Origin of the sequence: Paraburkholderia silviterrae, from assembly GCF_004353915.1 — a bacterium.
GTDB lineage: Bacteria > Pseudomonadota > Gammaproteobacteria > Burkholderiales > Burkholderiaceae > Paraburkholderia > Paraburkholderia silviterrae.
Genome location: NZ_SMRP01000056.1, coordinates 1 through 24,699 on the forward strand (window position 1 = coordinate 1; position 24,699 = coordinate 24,699).

Annotated in this window: 25 protein-coding genes and 3 pseudogenes; 22 read left to right on the plus strand and 6 right to left on the minus strand. The window is 58.9% G+C overall.

What is annotated here, in order from left to right; translation table 11 throughout:
* Positions 1-62: 62 nt before the first annotated feature.
* The 13 genes and pseudogenes from EYW47_RS39610 to EYW47_RS39670 form a co-directional block, all read left to right on the plus strand.
* A pseudogene (locus EYW47_RS39610) lies at positions 63-443 on the plus strand (NAD(P)/FAD-dependent oxidoreductase); the annotation flags it as partial.
* Between the two features lie 288 nt (positions 444-731).
* A complete protein-coding gene (locus EYW47_RS39615) occupies positions 732-1,436 on the plus strand; it encodes an SDR family oxidoreductase (protein WP_133200244.1) in 705 nt (234 codons plus the stop codon).
* A 268-nt stretch (positions 1,437-1,704) separates the two neighbouring features.
* Positions 1,705-2,175: a RidA family protein gene (locus EYW47_RS39620; protein WP_133200245.1), complete on the plus strand. Its 471-nt coding sequence runs from the start codon at positions 1,705-1,707 to the stop codon at positions 2,173-2,175.
* Positions 2,176-2,764: 589 nt separating this feature from the next.
* The gene (locus tag EYW47_RS39625) at positions 2,765-3,598 is read left to right on the plus strand and encodes a substrate-binding periplasmic protein (RefSeq protein ID WP_133200246.1); all 834 of its coding nucleotides are present in this window, start codon (positions 2,765-2,767) and stop codon (positions 3,596-3,598) included.
* Positions 3,599-4,137: 539 nt separating this feature from the next.
* Complete coding sequence (locus EYW47_RS39630) at positions 4,138-4,971, plus strand: amino acid ABC transporter ATP-binding protein (protein WP_133200247.1); 834 nt, start codon at positions 4,138-4,140, stop codon at positions 4,969-4,971.
* 8 nt (positions 4,972-4,979) lie between these two features.
* Complete coding sequence (locus tag EYW47_RS39635; protein WP_133200248.1) at positions 4,980-5,651, plus strand: amino acid ABC transporter permease; 672 nt, start codon at positions 4,980-4,982, stop codon at positions 5,649-5,651.
* A gap of 10 nt (positions 5,652-5,661) precedes the next feature.
* Entirely contained in the window at positions 5,662-6,324 is a 663-nt protein-coding gene (locus tag EYW47_RS39640) for an amino acid ABC transporter permease (protein WP_133200249.1), read from the plus strand.
* A gap of 36 nt (positions 6,325-6,360) precedes the next feature.
* On the plus strand, positions 6,361-7,239 hold the full coding sequence (locus tag EYW47_RS39645) for a dihydrodipicolinate synthase family protein (RefSeq protein ID WP_133200250.1): 879 nt from the start codon (positions 6,361-6,363) through the stop codon (positions 7,237-7,239).
* 60 nt (positions 7,240-7,299) lie between these two features.
* Entirely contained in the window at positions 7,300-8,316 is a 1,017-nt protein-coding gene (locus tag EYW47_RS39650) for a 4-hydroxyproline epimerase (RefSeq protein ID WP_133200251.1), read from the plus strand.
* A gap of 23 nt (positions 8,317-8,339) precedes the next feature.
* Positions 8,340-9,605: an NAD(P)/FAD-dependent oxidoreductase gene (locus tag EYW47_RS39655; protein WP_133200267.1), complete on the plus strand. Its 1,266-nt coding sequence runs from the start codon at positions 8,340-8,342 to the stop codon at positions 9,603-9,605.
* Between the two features lie 14 nt (positions 9,606-9,619).
* A complete protein-coding gene (locus EYW47_RS39660) occupies positions 9,620-11,101 on the plus strand; it encodes an aldehyde dehydrogenase family protein (RefSeq protein ID WP_133200252.1) in 1,482 nt (493 codons plus the stop codon).
* A gap of 14 nt (positions 11,102-11,115) precedes the next feature.
* A complete protein-coding gene (locus tag EYW47_RS39665; RefSeq protein ID WP_133200253.1) occupies positions 11,116-12,147 on the plus strand; it encodes a proline racemase family protein in 1,032 nt (343 codons plus the stop codon).
* Positions 12,148-12,162: 15 nt separating this feature from the next.
* Complete coding sequence (locus EYW47_RS39670) at positions 12,163-12,927, plus strand: GntR family transcriptional regulator (RefSeq protein ID WP_240764127.1); 765 nt, start codon at positions 12,163-12,165, stop codon at positions 12,925-12,927.
* A 56-nt stretch (positions 12,928-12,983) separates the two neighbouring features.
* On the opposite strand, the gene EYW47_RS39675 is transcribed toward EYW47_RS39670, so the two are convergent.
* Together EYW47_RS39675 and EYW47_RS39680 are read right to left on the minus strand one after the other, a co-directional pair.
* On the minus strand, positions 12,984-13,271 hold the full coding sequence (locus EYW47_RS39675) for a hypothetical protein (RefSeq protein ID WP_133200254.1): 288 nt from the start codon (positions 13,269-13,271) through the stop codon (positions 12,984-12,986).
* A gap of 241 nt (positions 13,272-13,512) precedes the next feature.
* The gene (locus EYW47_RS39680; protein ID WP_133200255.1) at positions 13,513-14,442 is read right to left on the minus strand and encodes a LysR substrate-binding domain-containing protein; all 930 of its coding nucleotides are present in this window, start codon (positions 14,440-14,442) and stop codon (positions 13,513-13,515) included.
* Between the two features lie 497 nt (positions 14,443-14,939).
* Between EYW47_RS39680 and EYW47_RS39690 the strand changes: the two genes are divergently transcribed.
* The 5 genes and pseudogenes from EYW47_RS39690 (at position 14,940) to EYW47_RS39710 (ending at position 18,931) form a co-directional block, all read left to right on the plus strand.
* Complete coding sequence (locus tag EYW47_RS39690) at positions 14,940-16,130, plus strand: NAD(P)/FAD-dependent oxidoreductase (protein WP_205710246.1); 1,191 nt, start codon at positions 14,940-14,942, stop codon at positions 16,128-16,130.
* Between the two features lie 147 nt (positions 16,131-16,277).
* Positions 16,278-17,054, plus strand: a complete 777-nt coding sequence (locus tag EYW47_RS39695; protein WP_133200257.1) for a pyrroline-5-carboxylate reductase — start codon at positions 16,278-16,280, stop codon at positions 17,052-17,054.
* Between the two features lie 140 nt (positions 17,055-17,194).
* A pseudogene (locus tag EYW47_RS39700) lies at positions 17,195-17,926 on the plus strand (IS6 family transposase).
* A gap of 52 nt (positions 17,927-17,978) precedes the next feature.
* Positions 17,979-18,200, plus strand: a pseudogene (locus EYW47_RS39705) (response regulator transcription factor); the annotation flags it as partial.
* 539 nt (positions 18,201-18,739) lie between these two features.
* Complete coding sequence (locus EYW47_RS39710) at positions 18,740-18,931, plus strand: hypothetical protein (protein ID WP_133200259.1); 192 nt, start codon at positions 18,740-18,742, stop codon at positions 18,929-18,931.
* Positions 18,932-18,996: 65 nt separating this feature from the next.
* On the opposite strand, the gene EYW47_RS39715 is transcribed toward EYW47_RS39710, so the two are convergent.
* Together EYW47_RS39715 and parS are read right to left on the minus strand one after the other, a co-directional pair.
* Entirely contained in the window at positions 18,997-19,470 is a 474-nt protein-coding gene (locus tag EYW47_RS39715; RefSeq protein ID WP_133200260.1) for an RES family NAD+ phosphorylase, read from the minus strand.
* Entirely contained in the window at positions 19,467-20,027 is a 561-nt protein-coding gene (gene parS / locus EYW47_RS42310; protein WP_133200261.1) for a type II RES/Xre toxin-antitoxin system antitoxin, read from the minus strand. Before parS ends, EYW47_RS39715 begins: the two co-directional genes overlap by 4 nt.
* A 278-nt stretch (positions 20,028-20,305) precedes the next feature.
* Here parS and EYW47_RS39725 point away from each other — a divergent pair, with 278 nt between their 5' ends.
* The 3 genes from EYW47_RS39725 to EYW47_RS41240 all read left to right on the plus strand — a co-directional run bounded on the left by EYW47_RS39725 (position 20,306) and on the right by EYW47_RS41240 (position 21,155).
* The gene (locus EYW47_RS39725) at positions 20,306-20,554 is read left to right on the plus strand and encodes a transposase domain-containing protein (RefSeq protein ID WP_165976817.1); all 249 of its coding nucleotides are present in this window, start codon (positions 20,306-20,308) and stop codon (positions 20,552-20,554) included.
* Positions 20,551-20,937, plus strand: a complete 387-nt coding sequence (locus tag EYW47_RS39730; protein ID WP_133200263.1) for a hypothetical protein — start codon at positions 20,551-20,553, stop codon at positions 20,935-20,937. The genes EYW47_RS39725 and EYW47_RS39730 overlap by 4 nt, the downstream gene beginning before the upstream one ends.
* Before the next feature lie 80 nt (positions 20,938-21,017).
* Positions 21,018-21,155: a hypothetical protein gene (locus tag EYW47_RS41240; protein ID WP_165976818.1), complete on the plus strand. Its 138-nt coding sequence runs from the start codon at positions 21,018-21,020 to the stop codon at positions 21,153-21,155.
* A 331-nt stretch (positions 21,156-21,486) separates the two neighbouring features.
* Here the strand turns inward: EYW47_RS41240 and EYW47_RS39735 are convergent, their stop codons facing one another.
* Positions 21,487-21,873 (minus strand): DUF3564 family protein, encoded by a 387-nt coding sequence (locus EYW47_RS39735; RefSeq protein ID WP_133200264.1) that lies wholly within the window; start codon positions 21,871-21,873, stop codon positions 21,487-21,489.
* 365 nt (positions 21,874-22,238) lie between these two features.
* Between EYW47_RS39735 and EYW47_RS39740 the strand changes: the two genes are divergently transcribed.
* On the plus strand, positions 22,239-22,520 hold the full coding sequence (locus EYW47_RS39740; RefSeq protein ID WP_133200265.1) for a CppA family protein: 282 nt from the start codon (positions 22,239-22,241) through the stop codon (positions 22,518-22,520).
* 336 nt (positions 22,521-22,856) lie between these two features.
* On the opposite strand, the gene EYW47_RS39745 is transcribed toward EYW47_RS39740, so the two are convergent.
* Positions 22,857-23,444, minus strand: a complete 588-nt coding sequence (locus EYW47_RS39745) for a DUF7713 domain-containing protein (RefSeq protein ID WP_133200266.1) — start codon at positions 23,442-23,444, stop codon at positions 22,857-22,859.
* Positions 23,445-24,699 lie beyond the last annotated feature (1,255 nt).

Here is a 24,699-nt window from a genome sequence, read left to right on the forward strand (position 1 = left end):
CATGCTTGTCATGCGTTGCGGTCGACGGATTTTACTTGACCGCGTTAATGCGACAAAACCCCGGCGTCTCGCCCAACGAAGAGAACGATCCGAATGACCTCCCGCTCGACGATGTCGACCACAACATTTTTGACGAAATCATATGGCCGACGCTTGCCCATCGTGTGCCATGATTTGAAGCACTGCGCGTGGAAAATTGTTGGTCGGGCTACTATGAGTACAACGTGCTCGATCAAAATGCCATCATTGGCTACCATCCGGAGATCGAGAACTGTGTTTTCGCGAACGGATACAGCGGGCATGGGCTGCAACAAGGTCCAGCGACGGGGCGTGGTGTCAGCGAGCTCATCATTAACGGAAAGTACTCGACCCTGGACCTGTCTTCACTGAGTTGGGACCGTGTGCTGGAAAATCGCCCCTCTATCGAAAAGAACGTCGTGTAATTCAGGCGTGTATTCCTCCTTTCCGGTTGGTTGGATTTTCCAGGTACTTCGAAACTTTGCCCGGCCTGGTCGGGCTTTTTTTCGGCTAGAGGGAGCGCCTCCGCGTGAACTCTACGGTTCGCTAGCCGTAAAGGGCGTGTTCCGTGAGTGCAATTAAGACAGTAGAAATTCTACTGTCATGGTAGAGAATTAATCATTCGACAACGCCGGATTGGCGTCATAGAGTCCCAGTGTGGCACGCAATGAGGCGCTGTGGTAGTGCCCCGTGCACATTCTTGGGAGTTTGTGATGACTGTAGAAAAAGTCGCGCTGGTCACCGCTGCTGGTAAGGGTATGGGCGCGGCGATCGCGCGTGAACTTGCGTCGAATGGCTATCGTGTCGCGCTGATGTCGCCGTCTGGTAGCGCCGTAGAGTTGGCGAATGAGTTGGGTGGTTTTGGTATTTCGGGTTCGGTAACCGACGAGGCTGACATCGACCGTTTCGTTCGCGCGACTCTGGACAAGTATGGTCGCATCGACGCTGTAGTAAACAATACTGGTCATCCGCCCAAAGGCGACCTGCTCGCCATTGAGGACGACAAGTGGCACGCGGCGCTCGATCTGATCGTATTGAATGTGGCGCGCGTGTTGCGTCGCGTTACGCCTGTGTTCCTGGAGCAAGGCGGCGGGGCGGTGGTCAACATCTCGAGCTTTGCAGCAGACGCACCGGAACAGGCTATGCCCGTTTCCTCTGCGCTGCGTGCCGCACTTAGCTCGTTCACTCGCCTGTACGCTGACCGTTACGCGAAAGACAACATTCGCATTAACTCGGTCTTGCCGGGCTTCATCGACAGCTGGCCGGAAACCCCTGAGATTGTTGCGCGCATCCCTGTCGGTCGCTTTGGCAAGACCCAGGAGATTGCGAAGACGGTGACGTTCCTGTTGTCGGAGGGAGCGGGCTACATTACTGGCCAGAACATTCGTGTCGATGGTGGGATTGTGCGGGGTCTGTAACGGGGCGCCGGCCATAGCGCGGTTTGGTTATGCAAGCCGTCGGGAGCGAATTCTGCCTGGCGTAAAGCTACGGGCAGGGGATGCCGCAATGGCTTGCCTGAAGTCTGTGTGAAGAGGGGGCTTGCCCCTCTCTTTTGATACTGGCACACGCGAATACGGGCGGGTGCAGCCATTCCGCGAGACAAAGATGTATACCGGAGTACCAGCGGAAACCCGGGCGAATGACACCCGCGTGGATGTGCAAAATTCCCGTACACATGGAGGCAGTATGCAATACGATATTGAAAAGCGCCTGAAGGAAAACGGCATTGTTCTGCCAGAAGCACCCCGGCCGGCCGCAAATTACGTCCCGTTTGTGCGAACTGGTAACCTGCTTTTCCTGGCAGGCTCACTACCGTTCGTGAACAACAAGCTCGAGACCACTGGATTGCTTGGCCATGAGGTCGATGTCGAGCGGGGGAAAGCTTTGGCTGAGATTTGCGCGATCAATATGCTGGCGCAAGTGAAGGCCGCAACAGGTGATTTGAATCTTCTCTCCCGAGTTGTCAGACTCTCGGCATTCGTCGCATGCGTCCCGGGGTTCTACGATCAGCCCGCCGTTGTCAATGGAGCTTCGGATTTTCTCGTGAAGATTCTGGGCGAAAAGGGCAAACATGCGCGATCCGCGATAGGCGTGTCAGCATTGCCGCTTAATTCGCCGCTAGAAATCGAGGGCGTATTCGAAATTAACCAGGCTTGATGCGTATTTCGTCACAGGGCAATTCTGAACGCGTGCCCGGGTGCGCCTCCCGCTGATCTTCCGGGTAGGCAATCAGCGGTACGCGCTTGTACGTGCGATGTCTTGCTACCGGCTCGTGAGTTCCGTTGAACTGCAGCGGGGCGCGCTGCGGCACGCGGGTTCAACATCGATGTGGCAGACGGCCACCTGTCCCTGATTGTGGCGACAGGGAGGAATCATTGCCGCGGCCGACGAGTGCCTAGTTGGCGCTCTTATGGGGCGAACAATTCGCGAGAATTCGCACGATCGAGCTTCTGTTCTCGCTACTGGCGCTCACGTGCTCCGTTCCTCGCTAAAACACTGCCACGCCAACAACGGATTGTGCCGTTGCCGATCCTCATGCGCGCAGTGAAGGGCTAACGCAGCGCAGGCCTGACACGCATTGCGCGGATTCTCTCCATGGTTCCGGCAAACCCAGGGCAATCGCGTGGTTGACATCACAAATTTTGACTCTTTAGTATGCATACAAGCATGCACACATCAAAGCACACAGTAATGTGTGGTGTTAATTTAGATTGACTACGGGATTACCCCTAAAGGAGAGGTCATTATGGTCAGGCTGTCTCGTTTCATCCGTCATATCTTTGTAAGCACTCTCGCCGCCGGTTGCGTGGTGGCCAGCGCGCCATCGCACGCCGACGATACGAATACATGGCAGAGCGTGAAAAAGGCTGGTGTCCTGCGTTGCGGTGCAGCTGTTGCGCCGCCCTATGTGATGCGTGATGCGAAGACCGGCGAATTCAGCGGCTTCTTTGCTGACCTTTGCCGCAACTTTGGGCAGAACGTGCTGAAGGTGAAAGTCGAATTCGTCGATACGACGTGGGACAACATCGTCGCCGGCCTGCAGTCGGACAAGTGGGACCTTTCGATGGCGCTCAACGATACGCCCGAGCGCGAGAAAGCCGTGGCGTTTTCTGTTCCGGCGACTGAGTCCAGCGTGTCGCTGGTCTACAACAAGAGCAATCCGAAGATTCCGAAGGGGGCACATAGCCTTGCCGATATCGACAAACCCGGTATGACTATTGCCGTCATGTCAGGGACGTCCATGGACAAGGCCATTTCCGCCGCCATCAAGCAGGCTCAAATCACGCGAATGCCCGGCAGCGATGAGACACGGCTCGCGCTGATGTCGAAGCGTGCAGACCTTCTTGCAGATGAAAGCATCAGCAACATGCTCCTCACTCAAGGACACCCGGATTGGGCTGTCACCATCGAACCCAATCCCCCGCTCGCAGAGCAGGGTGTGTCATTCGCGGTGAGAAAAGACGCACCCAAGGCGGACCTCGCCGTCCTCAACGACTACCTCAGCGCGCAGGTGAAGTCTGGCGCAGTGAACCGCCTCATCAAGACATCCGTTCAGGCAATGCTTGTGGGCAACAAGTAAGCATTCTGGCGCAGTCTGGATGGGCAACGCCTGGCGGCAGCACCGTCCCTGCTGGACGGCTATGTTCACGAGCCGCTGCCCGTCCGTTGTAAAAGCAAGAGGCCAAATAAAAGCGGCTGTTTACCCAATTAAATTTGGAGACCTAATGAACAAGGCGATTCTGAGTGCAGCTCTGACAATTGCTGCTGTCCCCGCGTCTGCGCAGAGCCCGGTCACGCTATAAGCACTGCCTTCTACAGCCAGTCACGCTCCGGCCAGGCCCAACCAGCCTCCGTGTTTTCCCTCGAAATAGCCAATCAATCGTTGACAGCCCCATTTTCGGCCTTCTATTATGTGTGCATCGTTGCACACATTTAAACACACAGAATTGTGTCCAGACAGAAGCCGCAGCCTGGTGATAGCAGCGATGGGTGGTTTGCCAGCCTGCTGGCTTGAGACAGCGCAGGCGCGGCGGCTCGAGGGATACGGCCCAACCGACCAACGTCAGATTCGATTCACACATCGCGCGCCCGCTGGGCGCGTTTCGCTGGAGAGATTTCATGTTGTCACCGCAAACCACGGCTGACCGGCCCAACGTCCCGCCAACGGCCTTTACGTTCTCGCAGTCCACGATAGGCGACTTCGTGCAGTTCCGAAATGTCTATAAGCGCTACGGCGAAAACCTCGTCGTCATGGACCACATGAGTCTCGACATGCGAGCGGATGACCGCCTGGTCATCATCGGTCCGAGCGGAAGCGGCAAAAGCTCACTTCTGCGCGTGATGATGGGTCTCGAGGGCATCCAGGGTGGAGAGATTGGCTTCCAGGGGAAGCCTTATATCTACGGTGCGGATTCCGGGCGGTCCAAACGTATCGACACCAGGCTGCAAAAGCAGATTGGCATGGTGTTTCAACACTACACCCTTTTTCCGCATCTCTCGGTTCTCAGTAATCTCATCCTCGCGCCGATGAAAGTGGCGGGTGTATCGAAGGCGGAGGCGACCGAACGCGCCCGCATGTATCTGGCCCGTCTCGGTCTGGAAAGCAAGCTTCACGCGTATCCCAGCCAGCTCTCCGGTGGTCAGAAGCAGCGAGTGGCCATCGCACGAGCGTTGATGCTTGAACCGAAGCTGATGCTTTTCGACGAGGTGACGTCGGCGCTTGACCCCGAGATGGTCATTGAAGTGCAGAACGTGATGCTTCAACTCGCCGAGCAAAAGATGGCGATGATTATCGTGACACACGACATGCACTTCGCTCGCGATATTGCGACGCGCGTCGTCTTTTGCGCAGGCGGAAAAATCGTCGAGCAGGGCGCTCCTGCCGAAATGTTCAAGTGCCCGAAGGAAGCCCGCACACGGGAGTTCCTCGAGAAAGTCCTGCATCTCGACTGAGGCCGACCATGAACTATCAGTTTGACTTCCGCTTCCTGGAAGGGAGCTTTGGAGCCCTGCTTGCGGGGCTCAAAGTCAGCATCGTGCTCGCAGTTGCCTCGAACATCATGGGCCTCACGCTTGGCTTCCTGCTGTGCCTGCTGGTGATGAGCCGTTGGACCTTCGTGCGCTGGCCTGCGCAGCTGTTCATCGAGTTCTTTCGCTGCACGCCTGCGTTGCTCCAGATCGTCTGGTTCTTCTACTGTATTCCCATGATGGTCAACGTGTTCGTCGACCCCATCGTGATGGGCGTATTGGCGCTGGGTCTGAATCTGACCGCATTCAACGCAGAAGCCTACCGCGCTGGCGTTCAGGCCGTACCGAAAGAACATCTCGACGCCTGCGTTGCGCTCGGACTGAAGCCATGGCAGCGGACCCTCTACGTTGTTCTGCCTCAGGCGCTGCGCAGCGCGATGCCTGTGCTGATGACCAATGGCATTGGGAGCCTCCAGCAAAGTGCACTGGTCGCCATTGTTGCGGTTGCGGACCTGATGTATGTCGCCAAGAGTCTTGCAACTCAGGCCTATCGTCCCCTTGAGACCTACACCCTTGTCGCACTCATTTACTTCGCGCTTTCCCTCCCGATTGCGAGGCTCGTCCATGTGATTGAGCGTCGTCAGGAACTGGCACACCAGCGCTGAGGAGAAGACCATGAATCTCGATTTTTCCTCAGTGCTGCCTTACTGGCTTGTCTTGCTCAAGGGCCTGGGTCTCACGCTTGCATTTACCAGCAGCTGTGCTGTCATCGGAAGCCTCGCGGGGTTTGTCCTCAGTCTGCTGCGCATGTCTCCATCGCGGTGGATGAAGACGGCGACGACGCTTTACGTTGAGTTCTTCAGGGGTACGCCTTTGCTCATCCAGCTATTTTGGGTATTTTTCTGCTTTCCGGTTGTCTTCAGGCTTCCGATTCCGCCGTACCTGTCAGTGGTCATCTCACTGACGCTGTACATGGCGGCCATTACGAGCGAGACCTTTCGGGGAGCGCTCAAGTCCATCTCGTCCGAGCAACACGATGCGTGCATCGCTCTCAGTCTCACGCCGCAAGCGAAGATTCTGTACGTGATTTTTCCGCAGGCGTTGTTGCGAGCTATCCCGCCGTTGCTCTCGAACGTCGTGAGTCTCTTCAAGGAGAGCGCGCTCATCTCATCGGTGGGTGTCGCGGACTTGATGTTCGTCGGGCAGAGCATCTCCAACAGCACGGCGCGGCCAGTTGAATTCCTGACGACCGTCGCGATGATTTACTTCCTGGTCGCTTTCCCGCTGACGCGTCTGGTCGGCGTGGTCGAATCGAAATTGCTCAGGCGTTTTGCCTGATAACCCCAACCATTCCTTCGTGAAGTGGAGAAACAAATGCAGATGAAAGGTATCCTGCCGGCGCTCGTGACGCCGTTCAACGCGTCGGGCGCAGTCGACCATGACACGCTTGCGTCCATCCTCGAGTTTCAGCTCAAGGCAGGCGTCAGCGGATTCGTGCCCCTGGGGTCGACGGGCGAATATTACGCGCTCACGCACGATGAGCGCCGCGCAATCCTGAAGACTGTGCTTGAAGTCGTGGGTGACCGCGGCACGCTCATCGGCGGTGCGAATGGATCGTGCACGCGCGAAGTCATCGAGCAAACCCGGCTGGTGCGCGACGCGGGCTTTACCAACGTCCTGATTGCTCCGCCGTATTACGCACTGCCTTCGCAGGATGAACTGGTTGGCCACTACGCGGCGATTCTGGAAGCCGTGCCGGATGTGAACGTAATTCTCTATAACTATCCGGTCCGCACGAACGTGGAAGTCGGCTTTGAGGTGCTCGACGCGTTCAAGGACAACCCGCGCGTCGTCGGCATCAAGGAAAGCAGCGGCAACCTCCTTCGCGCCATCGAAATCGGCGAGAAGTACAAGGGCAACTACCAACTTTCGTGCGGCTCCGACGACCAGGCACTCGACTTCTTCCTGTGGGGCGCGACGAGCTGGATCTGCGGGCCGGCGAACTGCTTCGTCAAGCCGGTCGTCGACTTCTACAACAAGTTCACCGCAGGCGACATCCGCGGTGGTCAGGACGTGATGCGCTCGCTGTTTCCCGTCATGGCCACGATGGAAGCAGGCAAGTTTGTTCAGAAGGTGAAATACGGCTGCGAACTGGCTGGCTTCAAGGTCGGTTCGGCCCGCATGCCGCTGAAGCCACTGAGCGAAGAGGAAAAGGCAGCGTTCCGCGCCGTTTTCGAAGCAGCACACGGTTGAGAGTTTGCGCGCCGGCGTATACCGCGACGCCGGCGTGCCTTTTTTTTTGAGAACTCGAGAATGACGAGACATCGATTCGAATGTATCGAAGGGCATACCGAAGGTATGCCGGTGCGCATGGTGATTAATGGCGGCCCGGAACTCGTGGGGCAGTCGATGGGCGAGCGTCGGGAGAATTTTGTCAGGAAGTGCGACTGGGTTCGTCGTGCGCTCATGCTCGAGCCGCGCGGTCACTCCCACATGTCGGGCACCATCCTGTATCCGCCCCAGTCGCCCGGGTCGGATATGAGCCTGCTCTTCATCGAGACTTCAGGTTGCCTGCCGATGTGCGGACATGCGTCCATCGGGTCCATCTCGTTTGCGCTCGAGGCGGGTCTCGTCCAGCCTAAGTTGCCCGGTACCGTCGTGGTGGATGTGCCGGCCGGGCAACTCACTGCCCGCTATGAAACGGACGGTACCCGTGTCACGTCCGTGCGCTTCACGAATGTTCCAAGCTTTTTGTTGCATCGTGACGTGGAAGTCGTGCATCCCAGGTTCGGCAAGCTCACCATCGATATAGCCTACGGCGGAAACTTCTATCCGATAGTCGAGGTCCAGCCCAATTTCCCCGGCTGCGAGCATTTCACGCCGCAGGAGTTGCTCGAGTGGGGGCGCCAGATGCAGGCTGCGGTGAACGAGACGTTCGATGTGGTGCACCCTGACAACCCACTGATTCGTGGAATAAAGCACTGTATGTGGACCGGTGCTCCCGTGTCGGGCAATGCTGATGCACGTGCGGTTGTGATTGCGGGCGAAAGTCTGATTGATCGTTCACCGTGTGGGACCGGAACGTCAGCTCGCGTGGCGCAGCGCTATGCCAGGGGGCTTCTGGGTCAAGGTCAGACTTTTACCCACAAGAGCCTGATTGGCAGCTCTTTCATCGGACGCGTTGAATCGACGACGAAGCTCAATAACGGGCTCGAAGCGGTGCTGCCCAGCGTCGAAGGCCGTGCCTGGATTACCGGGCGCGCGGAGCACATCGTTGACGACGAACAACCGTATGCGCATGGTTTTGACCTTCAGGAGTTCTCCAGGTGAACGCTGTTCCTCGCGAATCCGTAATGGCAAACCGGGGCGGTGCGCCCAAGGAATCGGCCGTTGTCATCGGTGGCGGTATCGTTGGCGTCTGCTGCGCGCTCTATCTGCAACGTAGCGGTTACTCCGTCACTCTGGTCGATCCTGAGGCTCCCGGCAACAGCACAGCCAAGTGGAGCTGTGGACAGATGGCGGTCAGCGAAGTCATTCCGCTCTCGAAGCCTGGCATCCTCATGAAAGTACCAGGCTGGTTGATGGACCAGAAAGGACCGCTGGCCCTGCGCCCGAGTGCCTTGCCAGGAATCATCCCCTGGTTTTTCCGCTTTCTGATGTGCGCGCGTCACTCGAAGATTGTCGACATCGCTCAGGCGATGGCAACGCTGACACACGAAGTCTACGCGGACTACGCCCCGCTGCTCGACGCCTGTGAGGACAAGGCGTTGATGGGGGAGCGCCCGATTCTCGAGGTGTTCGATAATCCGGCGGGGATAACCCACGAACAGTCGCACCTTGATTTGCGGACATCGCTCGGCTTCAAGTCGCAGCGGCTGAACGCGAGGGAAATTGGCGACCTTGAGCCTGCATTGGCGGGGCGGTTCGCACATGGTTTGCTCTTTCCCGATTGGCGGGCCGTGAGCGATACGGAAGGCTTTATCGCCGCGCTCACGGAGAGTTTTGTTGCGCAGGGAGGCCGGCGTGTGCGTACCGAAGTTGTTCGCATCGAGGAGGCGCATGGGCGAGCGACCGGCGTAACGCTGGCTGATGCGCAGCGTTTGCCAGCCAGCGTCGTGGTCGTTGCAGCGGGCACCGGTTCCCGGCGCTTTTTCGGCGCGCTGGGCGTCAGCGTGCCTTTGGAAGGCATCGCGGGCTACCAGGCCGTGGTGAAGAACCCCGGCGTCGAAATTCGACACTCGACCATCTATGCCGATGGCGGCTTCTGCTTTAGCCCCATGACGCGCGGCCTTCAGATTGGCGGAACCATCGAGTTTGCCGGCCATGACGCAAAGCCCAACTTCAAGCGTGCCGACATCATCCTCGAAAAGGCGAAACGCGTCTTGCCGGAACTGCAAACGGGTGCTGTCGAATACGGCGTGGGCTATCGCCCCTTCCTGCCCGACACCAAGCCAATCATCGACCGTTCCCGGCGGCTTCAAAACGTTCTGATGGCCTTCGGGCACGGACAGCTTGGGTTGACGCTTGGCGCAACAACTGGCCGCCTGATTGCTGACATGGCTGCCGGGCGCCAGACGAAGCAGGACCTCACACCGTTCAGTGCTTACCGCTTCTTCTGAAGGAACCAGAATTCATGAAATCTTATGACCTGCTCTACATTGATGGCCGATGGGTCTCTCCTGTCAAAGGAGGCACCTTCGATACGATTGACCCGAGCACCGGGAAGGTCATCGCAAGTGTTGCTGCTGCGACAGCCGAGGACGTAGACCTCGCTGTGACGGCAGCCCGCAAGGCATTCGACAATGGTCCGTGGCCGCGCATGAGTGGAGCGGAACGGGCCGCGGTGCTTCGCAGGATCGGCAAGGGCATCCGTGACCGTCTGCAGGAGCTTGCTGAGATTGAAGTGCGCGACAACGGCAAGCCGCTCCCTGAGGCGCTCTGGGACCTGGGCGATGCGGCGGGGTGTTTCGAGTACTATGCCGGCCTCGCAGAGAAACTGGATGACGACACCGAAAAGCCAGTCGTGCTTCCGGATGACCGCTTCAGCTCGGTTGCGCGCAAAGAGCCCGTAGGCGTGGCTGGCGCAATCATTCCCTGGAATTTTCCCTTGCTCATGGCGGCATGGAAAGTTGCGCCGGCGCTGGCAGCGGGATGCACGATGGTCCTGAAGCCGTCGGAGCTTACCCCGTTGACGGCGCTCGAACTTGGCGACATCGCAACCGCGGCAGACCTTCCGCCGGGCGTGCTCAACATCGTGACCGGACTCGGCAAGGACGCGGGTGCCCCGCTAAGCGAGCACCCGGACATCGACAAGCTCGCGTTCACGGGCAGCGTGCCAACCGGCAGCCGCATCATGCAGGCCGCCGCGCGCGATATCAAGAACGTGAGTCTCGAACTGGGCGGCAAGTCGCCTTTCATTGTCTTTGACGACAGCGACATCGATGCGGCGGTCGAATGGATCATGTTCGGCATCTTCTGGAACCAGGGCGAGGTTTGCTCAGCCACATCGCGCGTACTCGTGCAACGCTGCATATACGAGCGCCTGCTTCAGCGACTGGCTGAGGAAACGCGCCAAATCACCATTGGCAACGGCCTTGAAGAAGGCGTCCTGCTGGGTCCGCTTGTCAGTAAGGGACAGTACGACAAGGTGCTCGAAGCGGTCGAGCGCGGCAAGTCGGAAGGCGCGCGACTTGTTACGGGCGGCGGACGCCCGGCACATCTCGAGCGCGGCTACTTCATGGAACCAGTCGTATTTGCCGATGTTCCCGAAGACAGCTGGGTCTGGCGAGAAGAAATCTTCGGCCCCGTTGTCTGCATCAGACCGTTCGACAGTGAAGCCGAAGCGGTGCGTTCGGCGAATGACTCGCGCTTCGGTCTTGGCGCCGCGGTGATGTCGCGGGATAGCGAGCGGTGCGAGCGAGTCGCGCGAGCGCTTCGTGCAGGCATCGTCTGGATCAACTGTTCGCAGCCCACGTTCACCGAAGCGCCCTGGGGCGGTTACAAGCAGAGTGGCATCGGTCGCGAGCTCGGGGAGTGGGGACTCAACAACTATCTGGAAACGAAGCAGATTACGCGCTACGAGAGTGACAAGCCGTGGGGCTGGTACATCAAGTAAAGGCGGGGTGAGTCATGCGGTGGAACAAAACGCTTCAGCTCGTGGACGTGCATTGCGAAGGCGAGATTGGCAAGGTCATCACGGGAGGGGTTATCGGCATCCCCGGCGAGACCATGCTCGACAAAATGAACTACATCAACGAGGTCGACGACAGCCTGCGTCGGCTGGTCGTGCTCGAGCCGCGTGGTTGCCTTCAGATGTCGGTCAATCTGTTGCTACCACCGACCCGCCCGGAAGCCCATGCTGGTTTCATCGTGCTTCAGGCGGACAAGGCACATCCCATGTCGGGTAGCAACGCCATCTGCGTCGTGACCGCGCTGCTGGAGCTCGGGATGGTCGAGATGCAGGAGCCAGAAACGACTGTCGTTCTGGACATGCCGGCGGGCCTCGTGACGGCCCGGGCAACGTGCAGGGACGGACGCTGCATCGGCGTCTCGCTCGATATGGTGCCGTCCTTTGTCGAGCACCTTGACCTCGGCATCAAGACTACCCAGTTTGGAGAGATCCGAGCTGATGTCGCTTTCGGTGGTGTCTATTACGCGCTCATCGACGTCGGGCAGGTAGGCCTGACGATTGCCCCGGAGAATGCGCGGGAGCTGGCCGAGCTGGGAGTGGCGCTGAAAGACGTCATCAATCAGCAGGTACGGGTACAGCATCCTCTCTACCCGCAGATTAACGAAGTCGCCTACGTGATGTTCCGCAATCGTATCAGCGACGACGTCTATCAGACGTGCACGACATTGCCGCCCGGCCGTGTGGACCGTTCCCCCTGCGGCACCGGAAGCTCGGCCAATCTCGCGACGCTCGCGGCTCGGGGGCGGGCGGACGTCGGGAGCAAGCTGAAATCCCGTTCCACAATTGGGGGCGAATTCTCCGTGGAGATGCTTGGAAAGACCGAGGTCGGCGGCCGCACCGCGGTCCTGCCGCGAGTGCAGGGGCGGGCGTGGGTGTATGGCATCCAGCAGATCGGAGTCGACCCCGATGACCCGTTGGCGGCCGGGTTCATGCTCAGCGATACGTGGGGCTCGGGATTTCCGAAAGCCTGAGGTGGGGAGCGCGCAATGATAAACTTGAATGCGCGCCCGTCTTTTCGGGCCCTCGACGAAGGCGGTGACATGATGAGCAAAGGAATGACGGAGAGCGACACCGGTGGCCGTCGCCATGGCGGTCGATACATTTACGAGGAGTTGAGAAAGCAGATTCTGACGCTGCAGCTCAAACCCGGTGCTCCACTGGACGAGGTTTCGCTTGCGGCCCAGTTCGGGCTTTCTCGTTCGCCTGTGCGCGATGCACTTGCTCGCCTGATCAGCGAGGGCCTCGTAACTATCCTCCCGAATCGCACGACGCTCGTCACGCCATTCGAAATTGAGGAGTTCCCGAAGTACATTTCGGCGCTGGACCTTATCCAGCGTGCAGTGAGCCGGCTCGCAGCACAGCATCGTACTGAGGCTGACCTTGCGCGCATCCGCAAGGCGGATGATGTATACATGGAAGCGGTCGAGAGCGGGGACTTTCAGGCGATGTCTGAGACGAACAAGGCCCTGCACATGACTATCGCGCACGCCGCGAACAATCCCTACTTCATTGGGTACTACGAGCGACTTCTGGGAGAGGGCCAACGGTTGCTGCATCTACACTTCGACTTTACGGTCACCTCGCCGACGGCGTCGAAACTCGGGCGTGACCACGAGGAATTGATTGATGCAATTGTTCGCAAGGATGCCAATGCGGCTGAGAGCGCAGCGCACGAACACACGATGCTGTTCCAGAAGCGGTTCCTTGACTACATGCGCCAGAACATGACCGAGTCGATGGCAATTCTCTGAGTTGCCGATGCCAGCCCTGGTTGCTCCAAGTTTACTTTCCGTTCGTTGCGGGTCGCTCAACCGCTGGCAGAACCCTTCATAAACTCCCACAGTTCAGGGACGTCGGACGTTGCCGCGTTGAACCGGAACCATTCGGATGCCGGCGCACCCGGACGGAAGTATGAGCCGGGCGCGAGCCAGATACCCCTGGCTAATCCTTTGTTTGTCACCGTGATGCTGTCTTCAGGGCGAATCGGCAATTTTTCCCAGAGAAACAGCACTGCTTGTGGCGCATGGAATACTTCCAGTCCGGCGCTGATCATAGACTGCGTGACGCGGGTATGCAGCGTTAAAAGGGCGTTCACGGATGTGTGCCGTGTGACGCGCGTAATGGCCGTCGATGAGGACGTTGGCACGAAGTAACCGCGTGCATCGCCGACGGAGCCGGTAGGAGTCCGTCGGTGATTTTGCCCGGCTACCCCCTGGCTGTATTTCAACAATCGTGCCCGAAACTGTACGTTTGCCGGCGAGGGCTATTACCTGGTAGTTCGCTCGCTCGCGTTATCGATCGGGCGATTATCAGGGCCGGCGGATTTGGCGTGGAACTTAGATACGCAGCGACTTTGTGCCGTGGTTTTGCGTATCCTTTTCGCGTTGCGCGAACAGCCACGCCAGAATTGCCTGCTTTGCATCCGAATCGGGCGATTCGTTGGGGTAAACAACGTAGAAGCCCAGCGAGAGCGGGAACGAAAAATCAAATATTCGGCGTAGCCGACCTGCCGTTACGTCCCGTTCGACCAAAGGTTCGCTTGTCAGGGCGATGCCCTGGCCCGCGACAGCCGCGTCAATCGCAAGCGAAGACTGATTAAAGCGTGGTCCTTTGGCTGGGTCAACTTTCCCCGAGAGTTTCAGCGCCTTGAGAAATTCAGGCCACAAGTCATGCGCATCGTGGAGCAGAACGTGTTTTCCCAGGTCTGCCGAGTTGTTCAGAGGCTTGGGTCCGTCAAGCAGCGAGGGACTGGCGACCGCGAAGATATCGAGAGGAAACAGGAGATCACCCGTAAGCCCCTTGCCGAAAGGCGGCTTGCAGAGACGAATTGCGATGTCGATACCATCGCCCTTGAAGGTGCACAGCTTTTCATCGGCGATGATGCGAACTTCGGTATCCGGATAGGACTGGCTAAATTCGGACAGCCGCGGGATTAGCCATTTCGAAGCGAAAGACGGCGTTGTGCTGATAGTGAGTGTCGACGAGCGGCGATTGAGTGCCGCTGTGGCGTCCAGGATGATATTCAGTGCACGCTGGACCGCAGAAAAATACGCAAGCCCATCCGCGGTCAGAGCAAGTCCGCGAGGCAGGCGCTCGAAGAGCTGAATTGACAGGACATCTTCGAGATGCCGCACCTGTTGGGCAACCGCACCCTGCGTGACACCAATTTCCTCGGCAGCCAGCCGGAAGTTGAGGGTGCGCGCTGCCGCCTCAAACGCGCGCAATGCATTCAGGGGCGGAAAGGAGCGGGGCTTCCGTGGATCCATGCTGTAGAAATTCTACTGTCAGTTGAGAGAAATCATCGTTCGACAGTGACATTGTATCGCCCTATATTGCAGTCATGCATACGATTTTTTGGGCGTTTTCCGCGGAAGCTGAGGAGGCGAAGATGGCTGTAGAAAAATTGGCGGTTGTGAAGACGGCCGGCATAGGCAAGGGCACAGCGATTGCAAGGGAACTCGTGAAGACCGGCTACCGGGTCGCGCTGATATCGCCTTCGGGTGCTGGACCTCGGGCCGGCACGCGTGTTCGGCACTGCCTCGAGCGGTGATCAGTTTGTTCGAGGACGCCAAGGTGTCCTCCGTTGGTCCGCGGTGTGGATGGTTCGTAACTCGGTGGAGCCATCTCGCGAGCATTCGCGGGTTCTTCTGAACGTATCCAGGATTGTCGCTCAGTCCAGAGTTCTGTTCCAGCCTGCGTTCATTTAATATATTACGTCATGCTTATCAATATGAAACCTCTGCCAAGTATAGAATCGAAGCCTTTGCGAAAGCACTACGATGTGGTCATTGTCGGCGGCGCCAGCATGGGGTCGGCTGTCGCGTGGTATTTGTCGAGCAATGAGGACTTTAAGGGTTCTATTCTCGTCGTCGAGCGGGACCCGTCTTACCAGTGGACGTCAACCGCTGCCAGTAACAACTGCATGCGCCAGCAGTTCGCGACCGAGATTAATGTCCATATCGCTCAATACGCGGCCGAATTTGTCAAGAATTTCCGTACTAATTTGGGCGGTGATCCAGCAGTGCCGGACATCCCGATTCAGAATTTCGGCTACCTGTACCTGGCCAATAACGAGGACTTTGCCGGAATTCTGCGCCGTGATCAGAAGTTGCAGGCCTCGGCGGGTGCGGGCACCCGCATGGTGACACCCGAGGAAATCCGTGCGGAATATTCCTTCTACAAGCTCGATGACATCGTGGCTGGCAGCCTTAATGTTGTCGATGAGGGCTATTTCGATGCACCAGCGATGGTGAACTGGTGGCGCAACAAGGCTCGAGAGAACGGTGTGGAGTACATCACCAACGAAGTGACCTCGATGAACCGATCCGCGAGCCAGGTCGAGACGGTGCGCCTGCGTTCGGGTGAATTGGTTGGAGCAGGTATGGTTGTCAATGCGGCCGGTCCGCGCGCACAGCTGGTGGCGCAGATGGCAGGGGTCGACGTGCCGATCGAACCGCGTCGTCGATATACGTACATTTTCTCAGCGGAAAAGCCGCTGCACCGTGATTTGCCGTTGACCATTGATCCGAGTGGTGTCCATTTCCGCACCGAGGGACGCAACTATCTTATCGGTTGTCCTCCGCTTGATGAAGCCGATCCGGCCGTCGGCTATGAAGATTTCTCGTACGAAGCTGGGATTTGGGAAAAGAAGCTCTTCCCGATTCTCGTCAACCGCATCCCGCAGTTTGCGGACGTCAAAATCGTCGACTCGTGGGTGGGCCACTACGAATTCAACACCTTTGACCGAAACGCAATTGTCGGCCCGCACTCGCAGGTGAAGAACTTTCTGTTCGTCAACGGCTTCTCGGGCCACGGCAGTCAGCAGGCACCTGCAATGGGGCGCGGCGTGTCGGAACTCATCACTTACGGTGGGTATCGCACCCTGGATCTTTCGCCATTCTCCTATGACCGGCTGGAACGCAACGCGCCATTGATGGAGCGGGCGGTGATCTAGCGCGTACGGCAATGTCGCAGGCGCGCTGCTTCGGAGGTGATTCGCCTACTGGGCAGTGCGCTTTACTGTCGATGGCACTGCAGTCCATCCTGATTCGAATCGTGGGCTACATCCGGGATGACCGGATTTTTTTGTCGGGGCGTCGCAATGAAGCTCGGCTTTGTCGGTTCCGGTGTCATCACGGAAGCAGTGGTTACAGCACTCTTGAAGTCAAGATCCGATATCTCCAGAATTGTCGTTTCGCCCAGGAATGTTCAGGTCGCGTCCCGACTCGCAGGTATGTCTCCGTTGATACGCATAGGTCGGGACAACCTGGACGTCGTGGATGCTTCCGATATGGTTTTTCTGGCAGTCCGACCGCAAATCAGCGAGGAAGTCATCACCGCATTGCAGTTTCGGCCCGATCAGCACGTCGTGAGCCTCATCGCCACTTTGCGCCACGAGACGCTTGCGGAGTGGATTCGCGTACCGGCGAAAATCACACGGGCGATTCCGTTGCCCACCGTAGCCGATCTTCAAGGCATGACAGCCATTTTTCCGCCTGATGCCCGGGTTGCGGACCTGTTCTCGAGTCTGGGACCATTGATTCAGTGCCGCGAGCGTGCTCAATTCGATCTGGTTGCGGTCGCCAGCGCATTGATGGGAACCTACTTCGGCATGCTGGAAATTTGTGAGGACTGGCTAGTTGGAGAAGGGCTGGAACGCGAACACGCGGGCGAGTATCTCAAGCACCTCGTTCACGGGTTGTCTCGAACCATGATGACGTCGGATGCGAAGTCCTTTACGGACTTGCGGCATGAACACACGACTCCAGGTGGTCTAAACGATCAGATGTTCGACATCTTTCGTCGGCATGGTGGGGCGGCGGGCTTGCAGGACGGACTCGCATCGATTTTCAACCGGGTCGAAGGCTCGGGTAAGTGAGCAGTACCAACTTCTGGCGGATATCATGCTTCGTGCCTATGCCACGCATGTCGCACTCGGCCTCATCTGGGGATCGAACTTCATCTACATGAAATGGGCAACTGGGCAATGTCAAGTTGAGCGCGCAGTAGAATGTGGACATGAAGGAGATCAAGTCGCCCTATCACGGTTTCCGTTTCCCGGCAGCAGTCATTAGCTGCGCGGTGCGCTGGTATCACCGTTTCAACCTGAGCCTGCGCGACATCGAGGAACTGCTGTTCGAGCGCGGCGTGAGCGTCAGCTATGAGTCGGTACGCAACTGGTGTGACCGGTTTGGTGCTCAGTTTGCACGCCGTGCGAAAGCCGGGCGCGGCGCGCCGGGCTCGACCTGGCACCTCGATGAACTGATGTTGAAGCTGCGTGGTGAACCATACGTGCTGTGGCGTGCAGTCGATGAGCACGGTGCTGAACTGGATGTGCTGCTACAAAAGCGCCGCAACAAGGCAGCAGCCAAACGCTTTTTCACGAAGATGCTACGCTCCTACCCGGTACCCAGGAAAATCGTCACTGATCAGCTGCGCAGCTATCCGGCAGCGAAGGCGGAGGTGCCGGAGCTCTCCGGCGTAAAGCACGTTTTCGTGAAGGCCTCGGCCCGGGTGAACAACCGCGCCGAAAATAGTTAACAGCCCACCCGTCGGCGTGAGCGCCAGATGCAGGGTTTCCGTGATCCACGTCGCACGCAGGTATTCCTGTCGCGCTTCGGTTCGATCCGTCAGTACTTCGCCTTGCCCCGACACCGGATGAAAGCGGCCCGCCATCGGGAACAACTCAAGGCGAGATTGTCCACATGGTACGACTGGGCAGGCTTGCAATCCTCGCAAGCATATCAATAAGGAAACCTTACGTTATCGTACCATTGAACCCGTCCCCCCAAACTTAACAAGGCCACCACGCGCAGTGCCGAGCATCGTACTGACGCCGAAGGAGCGAGAGATTCTGGAGCTGCTGGCGCGTAATTTCTCGAATAAGGAAATCGCCGTCGCTGCAGCCATCGGGGAAGGAACGGTGAAGTGGCATCTGAAGAACCTGTTCGGCAAGCTTGACGCCAGCTCGCGCAAGCATGCGGTGCACCGGGCTCTGTTGCTCGGTCTGCTTGAAAGCACGTAGCACCCGGCATTCGTCGTCAGATCACCGCAGGCCGCCGGGGTAGAACTTCCGCGCACGGCATCAGTTGAAGTTGCAGAACGCCTTCAGTCGTTGCGTTGAAGGTCGCGTGCGTGCGCGCTAGCTTCTCGTGCCAGCGCGCCACTTTGCCGTCTGTTCAACGGCAAACGCACGTAGATCATTAAGGCGCCGGAATAATTTAACATAATACAATTTATCGAAGTTTTTGATGGGGTGCAACGCTATAATTAACACCGGTCGCCCGTGCGGACCCGCGTCAGCCGCCAGGAAGCCACGGGCGGTATGCTTTGTCGCGGGGACGAAACTTCGCCCATCAGCGGAAACTTCCTGGCGGCACGTCTGGTACCCGCCCGCGCGACGCAATGCAGGAATCCCGTGAAGCCGCGACGATGCCTGGCGGCCAGATGTCACGCGCGGACAGGCCCCGCGACGCTGGATCTCTGGCAGGCATCGCCACGCCAGCGACGGCATAAGAGGCAGCTTCCCAGATCCTTCTTTATCGTCTCGCAGCAGAACAAGCCATGAAAATCCGCGTCAGCTACGAACACAGTCTCGCCTCTGCGCCAGAAGAATTTATCGTGCACGTACCATCGCAGGTCATCGCCGATGTGCCGGCCAACGTGCCCCGCGCGCTGCTGCCGGAATTCATCGCGAACCTGATCGCGGAGCGCTCACCCTCGATCGGAAAAATCCGGAACCTGAAGATCCTCTGAAACGGGAGACCGTCCAGCTGACGCCTTCGTGGCGCCCACGCCATGGGCGCCGACGGCAACCCGCGTCACCAGATCCGCGCGTCGTAGCTCCAGCGGCGCATCTTCGTTGCCTTCACGCGCGCGATGTCCTTGTGCGATGGATTGATCAGAACATTGAACTCTTCCGGCACGATCGCGGAAGGAACAAGCAGCAGCGCGCTCGTATTCGCTGTAAGCCACGCGTCACCGTAGTCGAGGCTTGCCTTGCCCTTGGGAATGGCGTCCCAGCCAATCGGCGCCGCCGTGTGGTCAAGCTTCTGCGCCCGCCGCCAGACGGCATCCGCAATGTCGATGCGGACGAGGTAACGGTTCAGCGGCAGCGCCCCGCCCAGATGCACGAGCGTCTCGAGACAGGCGAGCGACCGGTTTTCCGCGGTGTAGAGAACCGGCTTGCCGGGCCGGTTCCACCGACCTCCGGTGCGCTTCGCGCCCTCCCCGGTCATATCGTCTGCCGTGTAGTCCGGCGTGTCCGTCGCGATCCGCCAGACGTGGGCCGTCATGCGTAAGCCCCGCTCTGCATCTGTGCGATCAGCGTCCCCAACAATTCCTGGCCCTCGATCGTGTCGAGAAAATCCGCAGGCAGTGCGCCGCCCAAGGCGGGATTGGGGTGCGACAACCACTGTTCCAGCCACTCGGCAGCGTCAAATCCTTTCGATTCGCCCGACTGCTCAACGATCGTCTGCGCCTGTCCGATCAGCTTGGACAGGCCGACCATGCGCTCGCTCTGGTCAGCGGAGAGTTTGCTGGCCGACTGGGATTTTCGCGCGACTGTCGTCCGCTTCAGGCCCAGCCTCCGGATCAGCTCGTCCTGCGACGTCTTCATCCGTGCGGCCATCTCGCCCACGTCGCGCGCGGACACACCATGCCGGATGACGGAAATGCGCTCCATGCCTGACGCCTGGTAGACGCGCGGAAAATCGAAAAGATGAATCGTCGCCACCGCCGCAGCGGGCGCTGCCCGCCGGGCCGGCTTCGCAGCGGCCCGCGTACCAGCACGAGCCCTGAGGGCCTGCGGCGCCTTGCGGGCGGTGGCTGGGTGCTTTTCCATGGCCGGCATGGCTTCCCTCCTGTTCCATTTGAGATTTTATTTTATCCCAAATGGAACAGAGATCGATAATCTCGCAGTCCTGGGGCTGTACTGTTGAAAGTCGTTCCAGTCGCCCGCCCGTCAATGACCACATACAGCATGCGGTCGTTGTCGTGCCACCCGATTCGTCCACGGACCGTCGTTCCGGTAACTCGCCGAAAACGCCTTGCGCTGCGTAAACGTGGGCAGGAATAATGCGCAGTCGCAAGCATCATTTTTCTTTGGCCCCGAGCCGGGGGGCAAGGACAGTGTTCTACAGCGTGCTGGCGACCTGCCGGGCCAACGATGTCAACCCGGACGACCATCTGGCCGACGTGCTCGGGCGGATCAACGACCACCCAATCAACCGGATCGAGGAATTGGCCCCCTGCGACTGGAAGTCCTTCGGAGCGGCCGGATCAACATCGACCGTGGCCTGGACGTCGTCCTTGCCGGTCGCGCGCTCGGCGAGCCGGCAATGGACTGTGCGCTCGCGCATCAACGGAACGAAACGATGAACAAGGCAAGCACGGGCAACACCGAACGCAAGATCTCCGAGACGATTCTGGACTTCGGTGAGCCACTTCTGTCCGAGGCCATTACCGAAGACACGCCGATCGCCGCGGTGCGTGAGATATACAAGCTCGTGGTGCTTGTCTGGAACGCGCATGTCACAGCCAGCCCGCACTGGGGAGATCCCGGTCATCTGCAGATGCTGCAGAAGATGACAGCCTCGCCGCAGATGCCATCGCAAGCGCGTGCCTGGATCGGCAAGCTCTCACATCGATGGCGGGAGAAGTTCTCCGACGCCAGATACTGCGTTGGAGAATGGCACGTCAAGATCAAGCATGACGATACCCTGAGTTTTTACTGCGACGCACGGGAAGCCCCGCGGCGGTAGTCAGTCTTCGCGCGCACTACTCCCTCAAATTCACGCCCGGCGCACTGTCGTTCGGCGTCGCCGCGCTCTCCGAGGCCGTGATGGGCATCGAGACGATCGGCCTGCCGCTCGAAATCCTGGCCGAGGAAAGCGAAGCGCCGATACGCCCCTTCGGCAAGGGCTCACGCCAGACAGAGCCGCCGTCGGCGCGTGGGCCGCGTCTGGTGCGCGCGAGATAAAGTCATCGGCGCTTTGCGCCAGGCCGCTGCTCGCCGGCCGCTTCGCGATCGTCATATTTCCGGCCCCTATCGATTCCGCGCTCGACATCCAGCGTGCTGGGTAGAATCGTAAGGGCTACATATACGACATCTATATCTGGCCGGGACAGTAAGCGATCGTTCATTTTTCGGTTTCAGCCGTCAGGTGAGCCAACCTGCCAATACCTTTGGCCCACGTGGCAAATTCCCGAATTGGGCACGCACGGAGCGGTACCCGGCTTTCGCCGCCGGCATCCACCGGCGGCATCGCGACTGGTCATCGGAGACATCCCGGTCCCGGCCGCCCCGGGGTTCAATGCCTGCGTGAGCGCAGTTCGCGGTGGCCGGCAAACAGGGAATCGGCCGCCACTATCGACTCGTGATCCACCGCCTGAAGGCGCCAGTGGCCCGGCCTCTGCGTCTGCACGACGCTGGACGGCCAGATTGCCTGACCCTGCGTTGCGCTGATCTCCTGGCGTCGCGTCACGCTGAGGCCGCTGATCGTGCAGAGCGGCCGGTCGCTCGCTGGCGCGCAGAGCACTGTCTGGCCATCGGATTCCTGGAGCTCGCCCCAGGCCGGCAGGTCCACGCCTTGATGCGATTCACGCGACCAGCGCTTTTCCCTGGTGTCGAGCCAGACCAGCGCAAAGTCGGGATTGACGGTCCACTCGGGACACTTGATCAGGATGGTCAGTCGCATGCGTGACTCCGATGAGGTGCGGTGTGGGCGAATCGAAGGAAGAACAATCATTTTATGAGATTGTAAGCTATTCGCAAGGATAATTCCCTCGCGTTTACCGGCAAGAGGCCGACCGTAGTTCGTCGTCTGTGCCTGGCAGCATCCTCGACTGGCGATGCACACGCGCGTCTGTCACTCACGGAGCTGGGCGATGGCTGCGCGAGCCCATTTCATATTCTCGTTACCGCCCACCGCTAAGGTCATGCCGCGGGGACGTGGCACGGCAGTCGTCTCTCATAGCCGATCACCAGTGGTTGCAACCAGCTTAAAACCTGTATAAATTTACAGGTAACTGTGTTTTTATACAGTCCTCTCGGGAGGCGACAATGGAGCATCTGGTCAGGGTCTATAACGAAAAGGACCGTCAAACGCTCGAATGGCTGCGCCGGCATGTCGGCGACGCAGCCTTTGCTGCCGCCGTCGCACGATGCGTGGGATCAGGCAAACCGTACCTTTCCGCAGTCTGCAGGCAGCTGGGCGTTAAAACTCCCGAGTTTCGTTTGCCGCAGCGGCAGAGCCCGAGTCCGGTGGCGGAACAGTCCCTGGCGACCATCCGGCGCATTCTCGCGGCGCGCACGACGGCGACCATCGTGAGTCCGGTCGTTTGACGCCCGCAGTCACTGCAGTCCGAGTGGCGGGATCGGGCTATCAATCGAAAGCACAGTGGGTGATGGACGGCGATAAGGTTGTCGGGTGGTTCGGGCGCCGTGTCGTTGACTCGCGGCCTGCCGGTAGCGCGCACTTCGCGTTGATTCCGGATGCCTTGGAGGACGGGAACTTGCTGGTCCAGCAATGTCAGGTTCGAACCGCTCTGCCGGGATGAAGCGTGAGCATAGCTCGGGGAGAGCCGGGCAATGGACGCGTAGGCGGCCGAATTCTGCAGACACTGTCTGCAAAATCTCCGGCACTTCGCCCGTTCGGTGTTGGACGCGAGGCGACAGTCCTTATGCCTCGTCACTCGGGTCGACCAGCTCGATCCGGAACTGCCACCCTTCGAACGCCATCAACATCCTCCCAAAGTCGGTCCAGTCGACCCGCCTGCCGTCAATGACCACACAGGGCATGCGGCCGTCGTCGTTCCCGCCCGATTCAATTCGTCCACGGACCGTCGTTCCGGCTACCTCTAGGCGGCCGGAGCGCTCGACCATGTGCCTGACGGCCAGGCAGCGCTTGATCTTCTGCACCAACTCACCCAGGAGCTCGAAAGGATCCGACTGCAGATCGCCGAGAAGCTGGAAACGGAAACCTGCGCAGTCCTCCTCGTGGGTGCCTGACTCGAATGCCTCCAGTGAAAGCTGGTCGCCGAACAGGAGGCTGCGAAAATGGAACTCGTGTGCGACGCCATCCGCATCTGCCAGACGCATGGGCGTGAACTGCGGATGATCGAAGGCGCGAATCTCCGCAAGATGCGCCATCCCGGTGTTGAAACAGCGGCTACAGAGCAAGCGGAAGGGGCCATCCGACGAAGCGACGCTGACAACATCGTGTGGTGGCGTAAGCGCTCCGCACCGGTCACAGGTGATATCGGTCATCAGCGCTCCTTCGGGTGCTTTCAGAAGGGAACCATTGTCGCATCGTTAATGGCGTGATGTTCGCTCAAGAGCGCCCTCCCCTGCCGTCTAGCAATCAGACGATGAAGTCACTCACGAATGGCACCGGAGTCCACGTCTTTCAATCAATAATTTAGGATAACAAATTGAAAAATTAAACAAATTGTATTATGTTAAATTAACGCACCATCCGGGTCCCGACGCGGGACTGGAACCCGTCGTGGGCACGCCAACGACGGTCTGACAGGCGCGCCTTGCCTATCCGGTACCCTGGCGCCAGTGCACAAAGCGGGGGCGACTCTCGTCCGTCAATGTGCCCGCCGGCCCGCTGCGCCTGGGTAGCCGACTGACCACACGTCGACCACACATGCATCATGTTGTACGCCGTTTACAGGAAGATTCGGGAAAATCGTGCGCGCCGCTTGGCGCGTTCAATCCAGTCTGTACGGCCAGAAGCCGTCTCCGTTCGCCATTCGCCCGAATTCGGATTGTTGCTGTGCGACCGCAATACCGCTGCCCAGTCGATTGCCCTGTTGGGATGGCGCCTGTCCTGGGAGCGGCGCTTCAGTATGCAGACACTCACGCGGTGCCAGGGAAATTATCCGCCTTTTGGGTTGCTTGAATGGCTGGCCTTCATGCCTGCCTATTTGCCGCCCTCAGTCGACTCGCAGGACTGACTACGTCGCCATTTCTTGCACGCACTGGGTCAACCCTGGAGCGCATGGTGTGCAATCGCTTCCGGGATGCAGGAAAGCGACTGCTATGTCGTCTCACCCCTGCTTTTCCCCACACGCCTGCTCTGGCTGGATTTTCCCGATGACGCGCATGCTCCGGAGGTTGCGGGTCCCCGCACGCGTGTTGCTCAGCATCGTGAAACGGCAAATGACATCTGACCTGATTTCGGATGGTTTCCATTCGGTTCACGCCCAAATATGCGGGGCCCTTGCCCCAATCTGTCCTTGAAACCAGGAAACTGTTCACGGGATAGCGGTTGGTCGGACACAGTCCCGCAATCCGGATAACGCGCCGTTTTCGGCTGCGGTATTGGCCGAAGCGGTTCATTTGCATGAGCGTTCGTCGGCGATATGAATCATCTGTACTCCATATCGTATCACCGCTATCGTCACGAATCGATCATCGCCCCCGGAATAGCAGCACATCGAGGCACGTCCCTGATCGATCAGCAATCGTCGATCGTTAGCCGAAACGGCGATAGCGGCAACGAATCGCCATCTAC